This window comes from Paenibacillus sp. FSL R7-0272 (assembly GCF_037969905.1).
Classification (GTDB): domain Bacteria; phylum Bacillota; class Bacilli; order Paenibacillales; family Paenibacillaceae; genus Paenibacillus; species Paenibacillus polysaccharolyticus.
Genome location: NZ_CP150221.1, coordinates 1,159,786 through 1,180,784, shown reverse-complemented (window position 1 = coordinate 1,180,784; position 20,999 = coordinate 1,159,786). Strand labels below are relative to the sequence as shown.

General features: G+C 42.2%; 22 protein-coding genes. 2 read left to right on the top strand and 20 right to left on the bottom strand.

Annotated features, from left to right (window positions below; genetic code table 11):
• Positions 1-6 precede the first annotated feature (6 nt).
• From MKY23_RS05050 to MKY23_RS05015, 8 genes are all read right to left on the bottom strand, one after another.
• A complete protein-coding gene (locus MKY23_RS05050) occupies positions 7-1,407 on the bottom strand; it encodes a phosphoribosyltransferase family protein (RefSeq protein WP_339835906.1) in 1,401 nt (466 codons plus the stop codon).
• Positions 1,343-2,539, bottom strand: a complete 1,197-nt coding sequence (locus MKY23_RS05045; RefSeq protein ID WP_339835903.1) for an HpcH/HpaI aldolase/citrate lyase family protein — start codon at positions 2,537-2,539, stop codon at positions 1,343-1,345. The genes MKY23_RS05050 and MKY23_RS05045 overlap by 65 nt, the downstream gene beginning before the upstream one ends.
• A 145-nt stretch (positions 2,540-2,684) precedes the next feature.
• Positions 2,685-3,419 carry a TerC family protein gene (locus MKY23_RS05040; RefSeq protein WP_339835900.1) on the bottom strand — a complete coding sequence of 245 codons (735 nt, stop codon included), beginning with the start codon at positions 3,417-3,419 and terminating at the stop codon, positions 2,685-2,687.
• Between the two features lie 29 nt (positions 3,420-3,448).
• Positions 3,449-4,693 carry a TerD family protein gene (locus MKY23_RS05035; protein WP_154984604.1) on the bottom strand — a complete coding sequence of 415 codons (1,245 nt, stop codon included), beginning with the start codon at positions 4,691-4,693 and terminating at the stop codon, positions 3,449-3,451.
• A gap of 22 nt (positions 4,694-4,715) precedes the next feature.
• Complete coding sequence (locus MKY23_RS05030) at positions 4,716-5,297, bottom strand: TerD family protein (RefSeq protein WP_154891226.1); 582 nt, start codon at positions 5,295-5,297, stop codon at positions 4,716-4,718.
• Between the two features lie 120 nt (positions 5,298-5,417).
• The gene (locus tag MKY23_RS05025) at positions 5,418-5,993 is read right to left on the bottom strand and encodes a TerD family protein (protein ID WP_090917591.1); all 576 of its coding nucleotides are present in this window, start codon (positions 5,991-5,993) and stop codon (positions 5,418-5,420) included.
• A 63-nt stretch (positions 5,994-6,056) separates the two neighbouring features.
• Positions 6,057-6,650, bottom strand: coding sequence for a TerD family protein (locus tag MKY23_RS05020; protein WP_154984605.1), 594 nt, complete (start codon positions 6,648-6,650; stop codon positions 6,057-6,059).
• 39 nt (positions 6,651-6,689) lie between these two features.
• A complete protein-coding gene (locus tag MKY23_RS05015; protein ID WP_090917587.1) occupies positions 6,690-7,136 on the bottom strand; it encodes a tellurite resistance TerB family protein in 447 nt (148 codons plus the stop codon).
• A 438-nt stretch (positions 7,137-7,574) separates the two neighbouring features.
• Between MKY23_RS05015 and MKY23_RS05010 the strand changes: the two genes are divergently transcribed.
• On the top strand, positions 7,575-8,828 hold the full coding sequence (locus MKY23_RS05010; RefSeq protein WP_186812339.1) for an MFS transporter: 1,254 nt from the start codon (positions 7,575-7,577) through the stop codon (positions 8,826-8,828).
• 195 nt (positions 8,829-9,023) lie between these two features.
• Here MKY23_RS05010 and MKY23_RS05005 read toward each other — a convergent pair whose 3' ends face one another.
• The 9 genes from MKY23_RS05005 to MKY23_RS04965 all read right to left on the bottom strand — a co-directional run bounded on the left by MKY23_RS05005 (position 9,024) and on the right by MKY23_RS04965 (position 18,666).
• Complete coding sequence (locus MKY23_RS05005) at positions 9,024-10,313, bottom strand: galactokinase family protein (RefSeq protein WP_154984607.1); 1,290 nt, start codon at positions 10,311-10,313, stop codon at positions 9,024-9,026.
• 552 nt (positions 10,314-10,865) lie between these two features.
• Positions 10,866-11,354, bottom strand: a complete 489-nt coding sequence (locus MKY23_RS05000; RefSeq protein WP_339835893.1) for a copper amine oxidase N-terminal domain-containing protein — start codon at positions 11,352-11,354, stop codon at positions 10,866-10,868.
• Between the two features lie 83 nt (positions 11,355-11,437).
• The gene (locus tag MKY23_RS04995; RefSeq protein WP_154984609.1) at positions 11,438-12,067 is read right to left on the bottom strand and encodes a hypothetical protein; all 630 of its coding nucleotides are present in this window, start codon (positions 12,065-12,067) and stop codon (positions 11,438-11,440) included.
• 76 nt (positions 12,068-12,143) lie between these two features.
• On the bottom strand, positions 12,144-13,292 hold the full coding sequence (locus tag MKY23_RS04990) for a hypothetical protein (RefSeq protein ID WP_339835888.1): 1,149 nt from the start codon (positions 13,290-13,292) through the stop codon (positions 12,144-12,146).
• Positions 13,293-13,737: 445 nt separating this feature from the next.
• Positions 13,738-14,532, bottom strand: a complete 795-nt coding sequence (locus MKY23_RS04985; protein ID WP_339835885.1) for a phosphoadenosine phosphosulfate reductase family protein — start codon at positions 14,530-14,532, stop codon at positions 13,738-13,740.
• Positions 14,533-14,695: 163 nt separating this feature from the next.
• Positions 14,696-17,134, bottom strand: a complete 2,439-nt coding sequence (locus MKY23_RS04980; RefSeq protein ID WP_339835882.1) for a DEAD/DEAH box helicase family protein — start codon at positions 17,132-17,134, stop codon at positions 14,696-14,698.
• Positions 17,118-17,444 (bottom strand): nucleoside triphosphate pyrophosphohydrolase, encoded by a 327-nt coding sequence (locus tag MKY23_RS04975; RefSeq protein ID WP_339835879.1) that lies wholly within the window; start codon positions 17,442-17,444, stop codon positions 17,118-17,120. Before MKY23_RS04975 ends, MKY23_RS04980 begins: the two co-directional genes overlap by 17 nt.
• A 190-nt stretch (positions 17,445-17,634) precedes the next feature.
• Positions 17,635-18,072, bottom strand: coding sequence for a hypothetical protein (locus MKY23_RS04970; RefSeq protein ID WP_339835876.1), 438 nt, complete (start codon positions 18,070-18,072; stop codon positions 17,635-17,637).
• Between the two features lie 75 nt (positions 18,073-18,147).
• Positions 18,148-18,666, bottom strand: coding sequence for a hypothetical protein (locus MKY23_RS04965; RefSeq protein ID WP_339835873.1), 519 nt, complete (start codon positions 18,664-18,666; stop codon positions 18,148-18,150).
• A gap of 141 nt (positions 18,667-18,807) precedes the next feature.
• Here MKY23_RS04965 and MKY23_RS04960 point away from each other — a divergent pair, with 141 nt between their 5' ends.
• Positions 18,808-19,149 carry a helix-turn-helix transcriptional regulator gene (locus tag MKY23_RS04960; protein ID WP_154984615.1) on the top strand — a complete coding sequence of 114 codons (342 nt, stop codon included), beginning with the start codon at positions 18,808-18,810 and terminating at the stop codon, positions 19,147-19,149.
• 79 nt (positions 19,150-19,228) lie between these two features.
• Here the strand turns inward: MKY23_RS04960 and MKY23_RS04955 are convergent, their stop codons facing one another.
• The 3 genes from MKY23_RS04955 to MKY23_RS04945 are packed head-to-tail and all read right to left on the bottom strand — an operon-like array spanning position 19,229 to position 20,868.
• Complete coding sequence (locus MKY23_RS04955; protein ID WP_154984616.1) at positions 19,229-19,963, bottom strand: restriction endonuclease; 735 nt, start codon at positions 19,961-19,963, stop codon at positions 19,229-19,231.
• A gap of 11 nt (positions 19,964-19,974) precedes the next feature.
• Complete coding sequence (locus tag MKY23_RS04950) at positions 19,975-20,499, bottom strand: PsbP-related protein (RefSeq protein WP_154984617.1); 525 nt, start codon at positions 20,497-20,499, stop codon at positions 19,975-19,977.
• A gap of 48 nt (positions 20,500-20,547) precedes the next feature.
• On the bottom strand, positions 20,548-20,868 hold the full coding sequence (locus tag MKY23_RS04945) for a hypothetical protein (RefSeq protein ID WP_154984618.1): 321 nt from the start codon (positions 20,866-20,868) through the stop codon (positions 20,548-20,550).
• Between the last annotated feature and the right edge of the window lie 131 nt (positions 20,869-20,999).

Below are 20,999 nucleotides of genomic sequence, written 5' to 3'. Positions count from 1 at the left end.
GTCTTCTCAGCCTTCCTGTGGAGCACCGCAGTACACCACATGTATTTGCTTACATCCGAGTTGTAACAACACATCAAGCATAGGCCGCATGCGTTCCTCTGACATATGTCTTTCCATCAAAACAAAGATCTCATCATATTGCCCAGGCAATATGTTGTAAATATAATTTCGGACAGCCGGATCTTCTGGAGAAGCATATCCTTCACCTGCAACAACAGCATATCCCGGGCGATTGACCGTATAGATCGGACTTCGAGTCGTAGACTGATAGAGAACACCGTCGCCCATCTCAGCTGCAATCCGCATCGGAATGTGCATAAACTCACCCGTTCCCATGACAAGGGTTCGTTGTCCTTTTCTTTTTTCACGTAAAATGGATGCAATCCTTGTGATGCCTGCACTCAGCATTGAATTAAGGCCGGAATGAATGCCGAATCGTCCCGAATATTTCAGGTAGGGCAGTGAACAGCGATTCCCCTCGGAATCTGCGGACACCATAGCCCAAGGCTCCAGTTCACCTGCTACAGATATAACACTTATCAGAGATGTGGATTCAGAGATTTTCTTTTCCCCCGAGATATCAATGTCTGGCTCACCCGTGACCTGAATTTTTCCTTTTAACAAAGAGAGAGGGGTGATAATTATTCCAAGTTCATCTTCTAATGAAGAAAATTTTTGCTCATCTGCATCCGTACGCCAATCCAGTAATGACGCAATATAATATTGTTTACGTGGATAATTACGCTGAATATCCCGAATGATGTTTAACGTGGTGTTGCCTGTTGTAATCTCATCATCCACGAGGACTAGCGGCCCACCCTCAGCAAGGGAGGCAGAATCCACTGCATAACAGCGATGAGACATGGCATGGGAATGCTCCTCCTCGAACTGGATATCCGGCTCAATCTCGGGAAGGAATTCTCTCGTAGAATGAATGTACGTTGCACGGTTAGCAAATAGCTCGTACATGCTGTGTCCCAAAGCTGTGGCCGTCTCGGCAAAACCAACAAAGCGAACCTCTTCAGGCAAACTCATCTGCACACCCATTAGATATTCATAAGCCTCACGGGCCTGTTCTGGATCGATTAGTCCACGGACCATTTGTTGCTTCCACTCTATAGTACGCTTGTCTTCTCCGTGCGTTACATCCTCATACAATAGAACGGCCAGAGCAGCGCCGCTTAGAAGTGAGGTATATGGATTGACGGCAATATGCTTGCCCAGCAACTTACTGACAAAGAGAAAAGATCTCTTTTTATTCAGGCGTGCCGCCATGGAGAACAGATTCTCCAATGGGATCGCAAGCGGATTATGTGTAGCCTCGACGGTGACTTCAAACTGATCAAGAATAGGAAACGTAAGTCTGTTCGTGTTTGGGCAAGAGCCCGACAAAATGCTGCTGTTCATGTAACACCCCATATATTTGTGATCGGATCAAGATTCGTTTAGCCCAACTTAAATGCGGTTTAATTTCGTTCATTTTATTGGTATACGTGCTTTTAAAAACACCCAGGCTCCCATCATTTCGAGTGATAATTCCCTGTGCGTCCATGAATTCCTCATGCGTAACCACATACATCGCCTGAACAGGTTTGATCTGTGTCGGATGGATGATCGTTTTACCTACAATGCCGTTCTCCTTATCCATCATCACTTCACGCATGAGCCCGTCCATGGAGTTCGTAATATATTTCATTCTGAGGTTCCGCCCTGTCTTGCCCAGAGATTCCTCGAATGGCGTCTGCCTTAATTGGGGTTTGAATACACGTTCACGCTGGCTAAAATACTCCCAGACCGGCCCGGATATCACATATCCCTGATCTGCACGCCCGAATAAATTGACAATATCAGCTATGCAATCACGTATCGTTGCAATGTCGTAAATCGTAAGCTCCGGGCTTCTCCGCAGACCGAACAGGCTTGAGAAATCTGTCGCTCCGATTCGGATATTCAATACATATGGTGCATACTCATCCACAATCTGTTTCAGATCCATTAATGTCTGCCAACGTGACTCACGGTAAATAACTTCCGCCGTCTCCAAAATGGGCATCGCATATAAGAGTGGATGTGAATGATCTTTCTGCTGATTATACTGGTGAACAAGCTGCAAATAAGCACGTCCATTCTCACAGCTAAACTTCGGCAGTACAACACCTGTTAATAAAGAGATTCGTTCTCCCAACATTTCTATAAGGTGTTCCAACTGTTCAGGGGATCTCATCCGGACGAATAATAAAGGCATGTCATTGGTGTGTAATTTCCCTGCCTCCATGTAGTCTGTAATAAGTCCAAGTTGCTGAGACAGACATTGTTCCGCAAATTCGACTTGCTCGTCGCCTACCGCATCTTCCAGATCAATAACGATGGTTGTAAGTCCTTCATGTTTACGTTGTAGAATATCGTCTGCTATATGCGGACGTGTGGCTGGCATGTACAAAGCAGCCCCAACAGCGTATGCCAGCATTTCTTTGGAGGTTCGGTGACTAAACGATATGGGCGAAGAAAAAAATAAAGCTTCTTCTTCCTCTGCATTCAAAAAACTAAAATATTTCAGGTTATTCTCCTCCTTGCACTTCTGACTTGAAGTCAGTTCTGCATTATAAAATGAATGCTGTCGGGGTATAAAAACCAATCCCTCCAAGATGCGGAGGGATTGGTAGTAGGTGTGGCGATTTTTAAAACTAAACCTGGCCTTGATTTTCTTTTTTCTTTCTTGCGGAACTTATCAGCATTGCTCCAACAAATACAACAATCAGTAACGAGAAGAAGAGTACGTTAGGGATATGGAAGCCAAAAGCACTCAACATCATTTTTACGGAAATGATCGCGATAAGAATAAATGCCGCTTTTTCCAATTCAGGAAATTTGTCAATGAGTTTGAGGAACACTTGTGCAACTCCACGCATCATGAGTACCCCGATAATCCCTCCGAGGAACAACACCCAAATCTGCTCACTGATACCAAATGCAGCAATAACACTATCAATACTGAAAGCAATGTCCATCAGTTCGACCATAAGTACGGTTTTCCAAAACGAGTATTGCTTTCCTTCCTGATTCTCCTCTTCCTGAGACTTGAATAGTCCCTTGTAAGCAATATAGAGGAGGTATAATGCTCCAAGTACCTTGATCAAGGTAATCTTGACAAGGAATGTTCCGAGCCCAATAGCAATAAACCTGAAAATATATGCACCTAAAATACCATAGAACAATGCCCGTTTCTGTTGCTCCTTAGGTAGGTGTTTAACCATTACGGCAAGCACCAGAGCGTTATCTGCGGACAAAAGCCCTTCCAGCAAGATCAAACTGCCGATGATTCCCCAACTTACGGGGTCGGAGAGAGTAGCCACAATCTCGGTCCAAGAGAAAAAATGACCGTAATTCTCACTAATACTTCTAAAGAAATCACTAAACATGAACAGAGAGCCTCCGCTAACTCAAATTGTTATTTACTGCCGGCAGTCCAGCGCATACCCCATCCATGGGCTTCATCCAGAGCGCGGTGTCCATTATAAAACTGAACGATCCTCTCAATACTAAATGTTTCATCATTCACGTTGCTGAACATAGCGATTCCGCACATCCCTAAGGAACTTCCATATTCATTCATTCGCACGATAATATCCGGGCCGTCCTTCTGGTTAATGGTAACGACACCGTCCGCTTGCGACCAATTCGTAACCCCTTCATAAATGTAGGTGAATACAAGGAGTCGTTTGATCTCGGAAATACGTGCACCGTTAATACGCAGATTCTCTCCCGTTTTCACTGAACCTGTCCGGTCATCCCCATCCAAAGCAATATAAGGATACCGATTCAAAGAACCAAACGATTCACCTAACGCCTGGATTACTCCTTTGCTACCATCCTTCATTTCGAAAAGGCAACCCAGATCCAGATCCACGCTCTTGTTTCGTCCGAACAATCCCTTGCTCGTCTGTTGATTCCAGTTCAGATTAATTAGAATCTCACCAAGTCCACCTGCATTTTTCTTCAGGTTGATGGTATCGCCCTTTTTCTTCAGCTCAATCTTGCTCAGGTTCAACTCAATCTTGGGTTGAGGCGGTGGAACTGGTGGAGCAGGAGGTTTAGGCGCAGGTGGCTGAGGCACTGGAGGGACGGGCTGTGAAGAAGTCGTGTCGTTCTCCACACTCACGCCAAAGTTACTGCATAGTGCATCCAGTCCACCGGAAAAACCAGCACCTACAGCGTTGAATTTCCATTCTCCGTTATGTCGGTATAACTCGCCAATAACGATCGCCGTTTCCACGGTAAAACCACTCGCTAGATCATACCGCAACGCTTCCTGTCCGCTATTCGCATGACCAAAACGAATATAGGTGTTCTGAACCTGGCTAAAACTCTGGTTTTTGGACTCCCCTTCATAAATCGTCAGACTGAACGCAATCTTTTCAATACGGGCGGGAATTTGGCTCAGATCGAGTTCGAACTGCTTTTTATCTGATTGCTGCGGTGTGTCTTTGTAGGTAATAAAACCGCCTGTTGGCTGGTTGTAGAAGATAAAATCTTCATCACCCGATACCTTCCCGCTAGCACCAAGAAGAAAAGCAGATGTGTCTAGTTCAAGCGCAGGAGAAGAATCCCAGCCAATGCCTACCGTCAGCCGGGTAAGCCCGGGATTCGTTTTAGTGAGGTCCGTTTTTTGCCCTTTGACGACTGTTACAGCCATAACAGATTCACCTATCCTTCTCTTATTTCGCGTCTAGTCCATAATTCTGGCATAACGCGGCGAGCCCGCCTGCAAAACCACTGCCGATCGCCTGGAACTTCCAATCTGCACCGGAACGATAAAATTCGCAGAACACAACAGCCGTCTCGGTAGAGAAGTCTTCGCCCAGGTCATAACGTAAAACTTCACGGTCACTAGAAGCATCGACAACACGAACAAAAGCGTTGGATACCTGACCAAAATTCTGTGCGCGTGCTTCATAATCATAGATCGTTACTGTAATGCCGATTCTCGTGATGTTTGCAGGGACTTTGCTGAAATCTACGATGATCTGCTCATCATCGCCCTCTCCCTCACCTGTCCGGTTATCTCCTGTGTGAGTCAATGATCCTGCGCCGCCTGTTGGATTGTTGTAAAAGACAAAATCATCTGTTCCTTTGGCTTTACCATCCTCATGAAGCAGGAAAGCGGAAGCATCCAAGTCGAAATCGACTCCGCCACTATATTTGTTGGTATCCCATCCCAGGCCCACTACAACTTTAGTCAGACCAGGGTTTGTTTTCGTAAGGTCAATCCGCTGTCCTTTAGCCAAGCTAATCGTCATCTATTCGTCCGCCCTTCTTTTCAGCAAAAGATTTTAAAAGATCTTAATGTAATGAAAAGGAAAACCGTCAGATCGACGGCTTTCCGGTATTGCTATACATGCACAGCTTGATTAACAATTCTATTGCAAGCCATAATCCCGAGTCAGTCCAACCAGACCGTCTTGGTAACCACTACCGATTGCGCTGAATTTCCACTCGCCGCTATGACGGTACAACTCTCCAACGACAACACCTGTCTCAATAGAGAAATCTTCGCCCAAGTCAAAACGGATCAATTCTTCGGAATTCGCTTCGTTTACAATGCGTACGTAAGCGCGTGATACTTGTCCAAAGTTTTGGCTGCGCTCCTGCGCTTCATAGATCGTAATGGTAAATGCGATTTTCTCAACGTCAGCCGGAACGTTAGGCAGGTCGATTTTCACTTGCTCATCATCGCCATCGCCTTCTCCAGTGCGGTTGTCCCCTGTATGCACGACAGAACCGTTCTCATTTTGAGGATTATTGAAGAAAATAAAGTTTTTCTCCCCGTTTACTTTACCGTCAGCATTAGCGCAGAATACGGAGACATCGAGGTCAAAATCTTTACCGCCGTCATATTTGTTCGTGTCCCAGCCCAAACCTACAGTAATTTTAGCCAGTCCCGGGTTTGTTTTTGTTAAGTCAATCTTTTGACCTTTAGACAGATTAATAGCCATTTAAGATTCATCTCCGCTCACTATAATTTTAGTTGCTGAATTCATTTCAGGTAATCCTCATTTTTACGTATAACGACGAGCAAGCTCATCGATATGTACAGCATGAGCACCTTCACCAATAGCTGAGAATTTCCATTCGCCACTATGTCGGTACAGTTCACCACAGATGAGGGCTGTCATCCCTGCATAGCTATCCGACAGGTTAAAACGAACCAACTCTTGCGAACTTCTACCATCCAGGATACGAATATAAGCACGTTCAATCATTCCAAAATCCTGTTTACGATTAACACAGTCATATATGTTCACGACGATCAGAATTTTATGAACATCAGCAGGTACGACGGAGAGGTTAATTTTGATTTGCTCATCGTCCCCTTCACCTTCGCCCGTCAAATTATCTCCGGAGTGAACGACAGATCTACATAAACTCTGTTTGTTATGAAAACAAACCAGATTTGTTTCTTTGGTTAACTTTCCATTTTCACCTAATAGCAAAGCTGAAGCATCACAATCGATATTGGCTTGTTTTTTTCTCCCGAAAAACCCTTTCGAGGCTACAGGGTCCCAACCCAAACCGGCGATCACATGGGTTAATCCAGCTTTACCTTTGGTTAAATCAATTTTCTGTCCCTTTACCAAGTTAATACCGGCCACTAATATTCACCTCCTTTCAACTTCTCTATCTAATAGACTCTAGAGACTAAACTCACCTGGATTCAGGCCCAGAACAGTACAAATTTCCGCCACTACTCTGCGCTCTTGATCATCAAAGTTACCATCAGCAGCACCAATAGCACTGCATACACCTACAATGACACGCCCTACTTCAGGTTTGGACTTGAACTTGGCAATCGCCTTCAAAGCTTCCTGCTTCCCGATCTCAGGGGAAAATTCGAAATTATTCACATAATGATTGAATCTTTCAATCACGGTTGTCATATCAAAAACCTTCAATTCCTGACTCAGGTTAATGTAACCCGCCATCTTGTTCTTCTCCGAGGCATCAACGGACCCATCTGCAAAAGCAACCAGGGCACAACCAGCTACTACAGCATCCATGAAATCTTTGTTCTTGAATCGCTTGACTTGATCCTCTAACCCTTGCTTGGTTGAATTGAGCCAATTCTTAAAAGCACTCATATGTACCCTCCGTTAACTTCATAATAAATGCATGTATTCTGGTCAATACACTGTAAAATTCCAGTATACTGTTTACAACCTAAATGTCAGAAATCAACAGTTAAATTCTTCCTCAACTATACTCTTTTCTGTGCCAATTTTCTACAATAAAAAACAAAAACCAATCTTTTATACCACTCCATACTTTTTTCTAATATAATGCGTAATTTATTCATTTAATCTACAATTTATTACAATATTCGACATCATAATTCGACAATAAATGCATATATGAACAATATCTTTTGAAGAAAACAGGAATCATACACTCTCCAAAATTTGCGGATTTCTACCAAATAACATAAATTAGTACTAGAGAAAGCCTTTAATTTAATCTATTACATGAGAATCCGATCTACACGCTACATACCAGTACCATATCTACGAACGGAGGAATATATGAAATCAAAATTAAACTACTCCAAGCTGTTCGGTGCCTTTTCCCTTACGTTTCTAGGAGATGGATTAACGCTCGCTGCCGTACCCTGGCTTGTCTCCACCCTAACAACGGATACGTTATATGCATCCATTACGATGACTGCCCTGCGATTACCTTGGCTGATTTTTAGCCTGCCGGTTGGCGTATTGATCGACCGATATTCACGCAAACATATGCTGGTTGGAGCCAGCTTTACCCGGATGATATTTCTATTGTTCCTGACGATCTGTATCTGGGGAGGCTGGATCAGCATACCTCTGCTTGCCTTGTTTATGTTCGGGATTGGTCTAAGCCGCGTTGTCTTTGACAGCACCGTGCAGACGATCATTCCTCAGGTTGTAGAGGAGAAAAAACTGGAAAAAGCCAACGGCCAATTTACTGCCGGGCAACTGATCACCAGTGATATTCTGGGCGTAGCGCTTGGCGGTTTCATTATTACGATGCATATCGTATACCCTTTTGCCATTGACACCGTGACGGCTATACTCTCGTTGTTACTCATTAGTGGCCTGCGCGGCAGCTTCCATCCCGCGAAATCAAAAGAATCCCAAGTTGAAGAAAAGGCGGATAAGGAAACTCGCCCGATGAAAAATTGGAAACGTGAGATGTGGTCCGGCATTCAGTATGTGTTTCAAGACCGGTTTCTTCGCGGCCTGGCCATCTTGTCGGTAACGATCACGTTAATGTTCTCGATGATTCTGGTGACTCAAATTTTCTTTGTACGTGAAGTATTACAGCTGGAAGCGTATGCCTTCGGTATTCTAATCTCTATTGCAACCATCGGCAGTATTCTGGGGAGTCAGGCTGTAGCTTATATGCGGAAACGCTGGAGTTCCAAGCAACTCATTCTGCTCTCCATCCTGTCGATGGGGCTACTCTATGGAGCTGTTGGTCTAACGTCCAATGCGTATGTGGTCGGTGGTCTATACTTCTGCGCAGCCTTCTTCATTGTTGTCTACAACGTGGTCCGTTCGTCGATCCTGCAACGCTCCGTTCCAAATGAACTGCTCGGACGTGTAGGCAGTGTGTTCCGTTTTCTGTCGTTTGGCATAAGCGCCATCGGCACCTTGCTGGGCGGATTGCTCGTTCGCGTGAGCGAAACCTTTTTCGACCGTCTGTTCTCACTGCAATTGCCTTATCTATTACTTAGCGTCGTTTACATCCTGGCCTGCTTCCTGTTTGCTTCCAAAATGCGAAATGTAGCTGAGCAGTAAACAGTAGCAAGCGTCAATATACACATATCGTTGATTCGATCCTTCGAAAACAGTGACCATCTTAACTATCGTTGCAGCATGAGGCTATTGGTGGATCTCCATGTTAAAACAAAAAAAGCGGACTCGGAAGGAATAATCCTACCCGAGTCCGCTTTTGAATTCGTTCTGTCTTTATATAGCTATAATCAAGCCGGATTAATTCAGTTCTGCATTCAAGCAGATCGAACCGTGCTGACGCACGTTAACGACAATGACTGGTGTATCCAGCATACCGCGCATCCAGTTCATATACTCTTCTGCCTTCTCGTTTGGTACAATCGCCAGAATAACACCTGCGAATCCACCACCATGCACACGACATGCGCCATCGCCAAGGTTGCACAGGTAATTCTCAGTCAAGGCAAGCGCCACGGAAATCTCTTGTTCACGGGAAGCCCCGCCTTGATACACGTTCTGCAACCATTTCCATGAAGAGTTACCCGATGCAGTGATCAGTGACAAGAAATCAGCAAAACGTCCTTCGCGCAAAGCGGATACCTGTCCATCCACACGTTTGTTCTCAGCCAGGAAGTGCAATGCACGTAATACCGCACGGTCTCCTGCTGCCTCACGAATCGCAGGCAATTTTGCATAAATATCTTCTTCTGAGATTTCACGCACGTATTCAGCGCCAAGTGCTTTCGCAACGGCTTTCATCTCGTTAGGTACAGAAGCATAATCTTCTGTCAGGTCGGCATGGTTGCCACCTGTATTCACGATGACCAGGGAATATCCGTTCTCTTGGAAATTCCACTCCACAGGCTCAATCACAGGTTCAGCCGAATTAGCAAAATCAATCGAGATCAGACCGCCGTATGCACAAGCCATCTGATCCAGCAGGCCGGACGGTTTGTTCCAGTAGTGATTTTCCGCATATTGTCCGATTTTTGCCAGTGTTACGACATCCAGCTTGCCATCGTTATAGAAATGGTTAAGGATCGTACAGATCAACATTTCGAAGGATGCAGAAGAACTGACACCCGAAGCCGCAAATACGTTACTGGAGATATCCGCTTTGAATCCACCAATGTTGAATCCAAGCTCTACAAAGCCCGCCGCCATACCACGAATCAATCCGGTAGTACCGTCATCTTCCGCATTAGGTTTCAAGTCCGCAAGGTTGATGACATACTTTTTGTCGTATCCCTCGGAGTAGAACGTAATGACGTTGTCGCCTGTCGGCACAGCCACGGCAATCGTGTCCAGCGTAATGCTTCCCGCGAGCACTTTACCATGGTTATGATCCGTATGATTACCGCCGATCTCACTGCGGCCCGGGGAACTGAATAGATGCATGTGCTCCTGCTCACCGAAATGCTCGCGGAACGAAGCGTCCAGCTTCTCGTAACGGGCACCCTGCTCCTCTACATGCTGTGGTCCGTACATTTGCGCAAGCAAAGCCTGTCCCTGTTTTGATTGAATGAGTTCTGTTACCTGTGTGGTCATCTCTATTCCTCCCATTTCATATGCAAGCGGCATGTAACCGCTATCCCTTATGTCGTCTAAAATCCTTCATCGGATTAGCCATCCCCATTATCTCAGCTTCTGAGCCGAAAAGGTAGGGCAGAATTGAAATTTTGGAAGCGTTTTTTGAAACATGTGTCCATTTGGGACATAGGTAATCTCAAACGTTGACGAGAATATGGAATATGGATCTTGATGGTGTATTTTCTTCCATATTTTCGTTGAAAAGGAGTGGATATATACATACGGATTACAGTAATTTATGTGAGTAATATACGTGCTGATGTACTTTTGCCTGTTGGGTTGCGTATCGGGTCTGATCTTGTTTTGTTTGTTTTGTTTGTTTTGTTTGTTTTGTTTGTTTTGTTTGATTTGTTCGCTCGCCTGAAAAAAGAAAAACCTTCAAGACTTATGCTCCATTGTGGAAGCATATCTTCAAAGGTTAGGTTCGGAACGATCGGGCTTCCTTCCATGAACAGTTTGCAAACATCAAGCCATATCGTATCTAACTCAAACATCGTTGTGGACATGTAGCTATTGGATGCTCGACATTTGCGCTGAGATGGACACGTTCCCCTCTTTTACAATAACCTCGTTGAAAAAATGTTCAAAGAATGAAGCAGGCACGTACGTTATGCCTTTTCTGGATTGAACGGGCACAGGCAATTCTACATCCTGAGTCAGATTGATGACTTTCAACTTCCCTGTAAACTTGGCTAGCGTGTTACCTTCCTTCACGATAACGGATTGAATGCTGTCTTCTACACGAGTCGCTTTATCCGCTGCGATCCAGCTAACCTTGTATCCCAAAGACTCTGCCGTAGCGCGCAAAGGCACCAAGACCGTTCCCTTTTGCTCGAAAGGCATCAATTTCGTTTTACTCGTCTGTATCTCTTTACCGTTCACGGTTAAGGTGTATTCTGGTGTGGACGCTGCTGCACTGGCTTTGGTAGCTGAAGCATATAGCGCACCGGCTACGGTGACAACGCATAGTGCAGTAGCGAACAGTATCCATTTTTTCATAGCAATCTCATCCCTTCTGTTTCAATTGATAGCCTGTCTATTGAACCAAAGAGGTGTAACTTACTTAAATTAAAACGAGCCCATTATTCAACCCTTTTATAAATTTCATTTCGTTCTGAATCTAATCCAATTACTTGTTCCAAACCAATCCTTTGTTCATCGCTCTCAACCACTTGAATATCTAAAAAACTCCTTTTTGTAGAACTTAGCTTAAAGAAGACATTATTTTGGTTAACATATGTTACAAGAACCGTATCAATATCTCGATCGTTTACTGTACCAGCTGTGATAACATATCGTTTATTAGCATTGTTAAAGTCCCCAGTTGTCATAAGATTGGTAACACGAGACTCCGTATCCTTCATTACTTCCTCTGTACGTGAAATATTTACTATCCCGCTAACCTTGTCTAAATATGCAATTCCTTCGTAGTCTGTTTCATTAACTCTATAAGTATAATGAGCAAAAAAATTATTATCAGGTTCTTTTAAATTTTTTAAATCGGTAACTAGAAAATGACTCATATTACTCTTTTCCTTTTTTATATATGTTTCTAATATTTGTGAAATATTTTCCGCATTAATATTTTTCTTCTTAACGTTATCAGATTCCGAAGAACTTTCTGTAGTTATGCTACTGTCTGTAAGATCACACCCTGAAAGTAATATAAAAAAAACAGAGAGAATTGCAATCAGTTTTAATTTTATATACATTTTTATTGAACTCCCTTAGTAAATAGATTAAATAGGTAATTATACAATAACATATAATTACCTATTTTTAAGAGAATTACTTATATTCTCCTGCAAACTTCATTACTTCGGACCAACCATCAACCTCTGTTATAGCATATTGGTGCCACTTTTGCCCTGTTTCAACGTTAATACTCAGAACACCCCAACTTGCACTAAAAGCTTTTGTAACTTTAAAAATTGTGTCTGCATAACCTTGTACTCTCCCATTTGTTCCACTTCCCTTTTTACTTATATTGTTCATTCTCTCAGTATCAACTTGTACCGCCCCTGAACTTGTTGAACTACCTGCATCTCTTACTGGTGCAACACTAAAGTTATACTCAGGTGATGTGTTTGGGTTCTTAACCACACCGTACCACTGCCAAGTAAATAAATCTTGAATTTTAGAGTGACTAGTTGGAGAAGAGAAACTCCACTCCGTTCTACTAGTATACTGTAAAGTTTTCCCACTTGGCCATTTACCACCATAATCATAATATATTTTGTTAAACTCACGATCTATGCAAGATGTACTATTCCAAGGTCCCACTATATTAGGCCTCGCTCCCGTCGGACTGCAGCCGTCAAATGGTGAACTCGCTATTTTTATATCTGTATTACTATTATTGTTATATCCATTTTCAATCTCTCTTTTTTCTTCTGGAGAAAATACGGAAATCACGTTTTGTGGGTCATCTTCAACAGTTTCAGTGAAATAGTTCACTGAACTGCCATCTGGATATTCAACTTTAAATGATTGTTGAGAATATTGATTAGTTGATAAATAATTTTTAGAAAGATTTCGTAAATCACTAAGCCCTTCACTTCTTAGTCTAATATCAGACAACAAAGCGCTCTTAACAGCTTCCTTTTCTAAAGAAAGTACTCGGTCTCTGAATTCTTGAGTATTTAATCTTATATAATCATCATTAATAGAAGTAGTAATTTGTTGATCATCTAATTTAAATTCAATATCGTTTTTTTCCATTTCTTTTACTATTTTATCTAATTTAGCATAATAAACAGCATCATCATAACTTAAAGACTTGTCCTCAAGTAGTTTTTCCAGAAGAGCTTCATCGTAAGTATCTAAATTGATATTTAACGATTCCAATTTTACCATATGGCTGTCACCAGCATATACAGAACTAGAAACACCAAACATTAATAGAAATACTGTTATTAAAGACATAAACTTTTTCATATAAAATAACTCCTTTTTTAGTTGTTTATTATTACCTTCAACCCTCCTATAATTTTTTTACTATAATTTACATATTAATCTTATCATTACCTTTTCTAAATTACAATATTTTAAGCATAAATCCAATATATTCAATTATATTTAATAACAAAAACAGAATATGTATATTTCACACGCAGGATATGATTACAAGAAAATATGTCGGTGATTTTAAGGAGATCTTACTTCGGAAGAGTTAGTCGACATTGCCGAGATTCTTCTTCAGAAAGGAAGATTAATTAATCCTCAGAAATCATTTTGATATGGCAAAAAAGCTTATCTGCTTCTATATAGACAAAGCAAGAAAGCTTTTTTTAGTTTGTGGAATATTATTCTTTGCCACGAACAAAGACAAGATATCGGAGAGTATTGTAATTTAGGATACTTCAAAAAAATTGTTTTTTAATTACTTACAAACACATGGAACTGTATTATCATCAAAACTTAAGTATCGTTGTAAACCATTCTGCTCCAACTCATCACGATACTCACGAAGTGTAAGAGGGCCTTCATCCCGCTTTAAAATAGAAATATTTTTATTGAAATTCCCCCGAAATTCCTCCTCCATTCTTTCCTGTTCTCGATAAATTTCTGGCCACGTTTGAAACAACTGAGCATAATATTGGAATCCTCCTCTTACACATCTTCCGCCACAATTCGTGTGTGAAAAGCCAAGTTTATACATGATAGGTAACTTGATCCCCCATTCTTTCTCAATAATTTGCTTAATGTCAATTTCTTCAAGAATAGTAGAAATTAGCGGGAATCGCGTTTCAACTGGCTCAAACAAAAAATCAGCAAAGAATTCCTTTAAATTCTCCACCATTTGTTGCTCTTGGCTCCCGGTACCAAAGTAAAGAATAGGTTCAAGATCATGCTCATCCCTAAGCTCTTCAAGGAAAATAATTATTTGTCTAACTTTTAGCTCATCTGCGCACTTTACAAGACGAGAGTTCCCAATAAATTCATAATCATAAATTACTTGCTCTGGTGTTCTTCCATCTACACGATAGGTAATTTCCATATCTAAGTAATCTGCTACCTCATGCATAAAGCGATAGCTATCCTCATGTTCCCATAAAGTATTGGCAAAAAACAGAAGGCTATTTTCTCTCCCATAGGTCTTTAGCATATGATAGGCCACATATACTGATGAAGCTCCACCACTGTACATTGCTACATGAACCGGTTTTCTTATCATACACACACCTTATTCATTAATCCTATTCGATTTTTCGGGGCATTTTTGCTTTAACTACTAAGCTGTTTTCCCCTAAATATTTAATCGTATGGATTAGTATTGTTGATTTATTTAATTACTTATTAGATAATTTTAGTACTATTCTTCCTTAACTCAAAATGGATTATCCCCGCTCAAAATACGCATGCAACCGATACAGACATATTTCCTGTGTCCAGCGATATAACACTGTACGCTCCTCCGCATCCTGCACTTCTACATTCAGCGAGAACACGTCATCTTCGAACCGCGTCATACTTCCCTTGACTCCGCTCCACTTGGACATGGGCATATCAATAATCAGATTCTTGATCTCACTTTCCGTTTTCTCATTCCATTCCGTGAGCGCGACCTTACCTTTATCTGAAAAGTCCTTTCGTTTCCGATACTCTTTCTCTGTCAGGTACGTATAGAAAAATTCAGCCATTTCACCCGGTGTGATCGGTTCCATCCAGTGTATCTCACCTCGCTCCAACATATAGAGCAACACGACCATTTTATAGCTTTTGTTCATAATCGTCTTCTCTACATCCCGCAGCCACGCCTCGTGCCGAACATAGATTTCCCCCTCCGCCGGGGATAATAATTCCGCCCAGTACAGGAAACCGACATATGATCCAAATTCGCTCCGGTATCCGATGCTTTTAGACTGTCCCATAAGATGAAGCTCCAGGTAAGTCGGGATGCGACCAAGCTCACGTTTGACAGCCAGAAAATCCTGATGTAATTTCTCGCGTCGTGGCATCCGCTTGCGGCTTAACTCCTGAAGCAGATTTACCACTCGGGTCTCCAAATGAATGCCGCAGTTATCCGGAATCTCCGGTATAGCTACGTCCAGCGCTTTTCCACCGCGTTCCTCATCTCCCCGTCCATCAAACAGGCTAAGCTTCACATCGGCATTGCGGTAATTCCCGATCAGGTCGATGATAACACAGTGCGACTTCCCTTCTGACAATCTTAAACCGCGACCTACCTGCTGGGTGAATACAGTAAGTGACTCGGTTGGACGCACGAAAAGCAACGTATCTACGCTCGGAATATCCGTTCCTTCGTTAAACAAATCTACGGTCAGCACAACTTCCAGTTCTCCCGTATCCAGCCGCCGGATGGCTTCCTCGCGTGACATTTCCGACGTACGTGAATGCAGACTTAGCACCTTCACCCCCTGACTGCGGAAATACGCAGCCAAGTAGTCCGCTTGACGAATGGATGAGCAAAAACCGATGGTTCTCGTCTGCTTGTGTCGCATCCATGCCGCATAGATCGTTTCCACATGCTCCTCTTGTAGCTGAATGGACATAAGCTGTTCTTCATCATATTTGGTGCCGATTAAGCGGATTTTGGAATAGTCGGTATCATCGAATACACCGTAATACTGAAATGGAGCCAGCCACCCGCGCCGGATTGCTTCGATAAAATGCATCTGGTACGCGACATTCCCATCACACAGCGCATATACATCCTTACCATCCAGCCGATCCGGGGTTGCCGTAATGCCAAGTAGAAACTGTGGACGGAAATACTCAATGACCTTCATATACGTCTTCGCCGCCGCATGATGGAACTCATCCACCACGATCAGATCAAAGGCATCAGTAGCAAACACATCCCGATGTCGTTGCAAACTCAGCGTATAGATCGAAGCATACACACAGTCTGCCTCTCCATCCTTTTGCTTGCCGTTAAATATTCCATGACTACGTTCTGGCATGATCTGATGGAACGATTTTTTCGCCTGATTCAAAATCTCTTCCCGGTGCGCTATGAACAAAATCCGCTCAAACCTTTGGGCGAAAAAGCCCGCCAAATAGGTTTTGCCAAGTCCAGTCGCCATGACCACCATGGCTCTTTCATACTGCTCTTCCATCGTGGCGTTCAATGCTTCGAGTGCATCCAACTGAGCAAATCGCGGCTGAATAGACAAAAGAGACAAGACAGCAGACTCTTGTTCAGTCTCCACATCTGGCAGCCTTGAGCCAAACTCCGCTTCCTCCATCTCAGTGATCCGCTGGATCATCTCCGGGTTCTTCTGGTGATACTGCCGATACTCTTCTTCATATTGTGCAATGGAATCCGGGTTCACTGGCAAAGTTGTCTCGTGATAGAAACTCTGCATGAACTTTTCCAATGCCGACTGGAACGTATACGGCTCCGCCTCCGCATTCATTGCCAAGTTCCATTCATAACCCGTCTTGAGCGCCGTGAATGAAAAGTTGGATGAGCCGACAATCAACATGCCTTCTCCATGATCATGATCAAACAGATACGCTTTCGGGTGAAAAGAAGTCCCCATGCTTCGCCAAAGTCTTGCTTCGATTCGTGAATCAACTTCACAGAGCGCCCGTAACCCTTCTGGCTGTGTGATGTATAAATAATCTCCCGCGAGCATCCGCACTTCTGCTCCGCGTTCTGCCGCCCGCTTGAGATGTGGAGCAAGCAGCTTCACTCCAGATTGCATCATAAAGGACGTCATAATATAAATCCCGGACGCATGCTGCATCCGGGTAATAAGTTCATCGGCCAGATTGTCGGTAATCAGTTTTACATTAAGCTTCGTCGACATCGATCAGATACACTCTCTCCTGAAATCCTCCGCGCGCCTCGGCTTTATCTGCACGCAGCTTGTCCAGTTGCGCGACGTTGGCTCCATGCACCTCTGCCAGCGCCCGGATCACTTCGAGCATATCCGCCAGTTCCTCCAGCGCTTCCTGATCACTTCCAGCGCTCATGTATTCTTCCGACTCTTCACTCAGCTTTGTTCTCAATTCTTGCTTATATTCCTCCGGGTCCAGAATGCGCGTCCGACACTCCTTACCGCTGGATGTAATAATATGCGGAATCTTGTCTCGCACCAATTTGTTGTATGTAGGCATGTGGTATATCATCCTCTCTACTGTGGCAGCTTTCCAGCACCGCGCCAGAATCTCCCTTTTTGCCATTATACCATTTGCCATGAATGGTGAACGGGTTGATTTTGTAAAGTGGCGGGAGCGATTGAGGAAAATTGAAATAGCCCATAACTACTCATTTGGGAGTTGAAATGGGCTTTTGAATGATATGAATCTATCTCAATAACTTTGTAACAATATCATTGAAATTGTTCTTCATTCCGTTATTGATCTCTACCAAGCATGTGTCATCATCCGTAGCTGGTTCATATCCGACTCTAACCTTTTTAATTTCGTACTTATCCATTATATCAAAGATATATCTTACTAACCCTTCAACTTTTAACTCTGTTTCGGATTTCTCTCCACTAAACAACTCTTCTTCAGGGAAATTCATTGTCATATCTCCGTCTTTCTCATCAAACGAAAACACAATCATCACATCAATAAAATTGTGCCCTAAGTTAAGGTCAGACAGAAACAGGTTTCCCGTTCCCTTAGGAGTGAGTATCTCCTCTAAACTTGTTATATCCTGAAATTCAGTATCTTCTCCCCTGCTATTATCGTAAAAGTGGGAGCTAAAATCCATTAGGATAATCTCTAAATTTTCCACAGTCACAGCCTCCGTTACTCCTGGAGTCCTATCTTCAAAAAGCGGCCTCTTTGCATAACAAATTAAATCAATATATTACTTTATTTCTATATCATTCTTTAATTGGTTTTCTAGCTCCTCTAGTATTTCTTGTGTTCGTTGAAGCAGCTTTTCGATGTTGTTTGGTTGTAGATTCCTATCATGGTTAAACTCTTCTATGGAAGACCTATGTTGAATCGTACCGATGAACATAGCAATATCCAGTCCGGGCTCAGTATCCGTATGCACTATATGCAAAATCTCATTCATGGTAAGCTCCTTCGGTGGATGTACTACATGGTACTCTTGGATATATAATGCCTTGACCATGGAAGCCAGCGCCCAATCGCAGAGAATCAGACAAGCCTGGGACTGATTGTGACTATGCATTATGTTGGCAAGTTTGATGTGATACCTTGAATGTTGGTGATAGTCCAATATTGTATTACGAAGTCTATAGTCATCTAGATTATGTGTGAACTCAGATTTCATAGCGTCATAAGATCCTTGAAAACGTGGAGTGAAAGCTTCTTGGTGATTACAATGTGCTTCGATAATGGACCAATTTCTTGCCATTGTCATCCCTCCAATGAATTAATACCAATATTATACAACAAAACGATACTTATAGTAATCAAATATTTATTTTGTACTTTTCGTTTGGTGTTTACCTTTAGGAAACTTGACTACACTTTTGAACATAGAGAGGTGAATACCATGAATGAAGATAGAGAAGTTTTGAAATTGGTTGGAGCCAGAATTCGTGCACTACGCAAAGAAAGAGGGTATTCACAAGAATCCCTCGGAGAAAAAGGCGGATTTCATTTTTCTTACATAGGTCAGATTGAACGTGGTGAAAAGAACGTTTCTTTGGTCAACTTGGCAAAGATCGCTGAGTCCCTTGAAGTGAACTTAATTCAATTATTTGCGTATGTGGAGGAAGAATATCAATTTACAGAGTCCGAAATAATCATCCAAGAAGTTGTAACAATGCTGAGAGAAGCTTCTCCTGATAATATTCATTTAGTCAAAAATGTGATACGAGAGATTTTAAAATGAACACTGAAGATGCACAATGACCGAAGGCAGAGCGACATATAAGCCGCTCTCCCTTCGGTCATTTATTTTTTAAATCTACTCAGACAGCCTTTGTTTTACGGCAATTTGGGAAATTACTACAACCCCAAAATTCCGATCCAGTTTTATTTTTACGCTTTACCATTGCAGCACCGCAGTTACATTTAACATTAGATACTGCTTTAGAAACAGGTTGCTCTTTCTTAGTGATAGCCGTTTTTATCTTTTTATTAGATGGCACCCACTTTCCCCAACTGCGCAGTTTACTGTCAACTAAACCGCCGTGCCAATAATCTACTTTAAATTGATCAGCTTCTTTTCTTGCTGGACCCGTAAGATCAGAAGTAGTTACGATTAAAGAGAGAATACAATCATGATTTCTTTTTGCACCTACCAGTTCCCGAACAGTCATCACCTGCACCTTGTTATGATCTGCATAACATTTTGCCTGTACCGCTGTTTTTTCGCCACGCTTATCGGTGATAACCAAATCTACTCCACCATCTCTACCTCCAACACCAACTTCTTTTACCGTATATCCATTGTCTCTAAAATAGAGTGTCAGTAGTCGCTCGAACTCTGCTCCCGTCATTTTATCTAGTGGTAAGGTTAGAATCAAATCATCTGTTCTACACGTAGAAGAGGAGCGATTAAAGCTATTGCTTTTCGACTTTTTGGTAGCTTGTTTCTTTCGCGTGTTAGAGTTTCTCCGTTTTTTCTTTTTAGAGGGTTGTACTAACCCAGCAATAACCAACAATGTAACAACACCAATGACAATCCATATAAAATCGTTCACAATTATTCTCCTTATATAGCTTTCATACTTTTAGCGATACGTATTATTGTATTTTCATTTCGATCAAAAAAGTCTTTAGACACTTTAACGTAATAATGGTACTCTATTTCATCATCAGACATCCAAGATACTTCAATCACAACCATATCATCCTCATAACCAACCCACATATCTGCCTTTATTTCGCTATCGAGTTTTAAACTTTGATATTTCATTGATTCTGATACTGCATTTTCTACACCTTCAAAAACTTGGCTACCATATGCACGAATATCAACATCGGGGTTTCCTACATATAACTGCTTTCCGTCTCCATTATCTGATTCTTCTCCAGCTGTCCAATCACCAGGGTAACTAATACTGAAGCCGAATCTGCTGTTATGATATGTGGTCCATCCCACATCGCTCTCGTCATGTTCAACACTCGTATATGTATTCGACTCATTTGTTACGATATTCTCTTTCTTATCCACATCCGTAATAGACTCACAACCTGTAATTACAATTATCAAAGTGATGATTATTAAATACTTCATCGTATAATTCTCCTATTCCGTTGTCTGTGAAACCGTAATTCAACTCAGTTAAGGGAGCCTAATAAAAAATCTTTTTCCAAAGCCCAACACGGAAGTTGTTTCTGACCCCAGCTCCATTTTAAAAATAGAAACAAATATTAAATCTTGCTGAGCCGTAATTCCGTTAATCACTGGGTTTCCAAGCAGATTAATTCCTGCACTGACCCATTCATTATCCGACTCTTCTATTGCTGAGTTTACAACCCATGTTACGAACTCATCCTTACTAGGGTTCGTTATAGCAAGTAAAACGAATACGAATCCAATGATGATCCAAAACTTATAACTTCCTCGTTTATCACTGGAGTTATACCCCTTTAAATTTCTCATGACACTCCCCTCCTCTCTCATCCTTACTTCTACATATTACCATTAAGTTAAATCATTTGTAATTAGAAAGGTAAACCCACTTTGCATTAGACTTATCATTACATATTCTTCAAAAAAATGTTCTTCTTCTC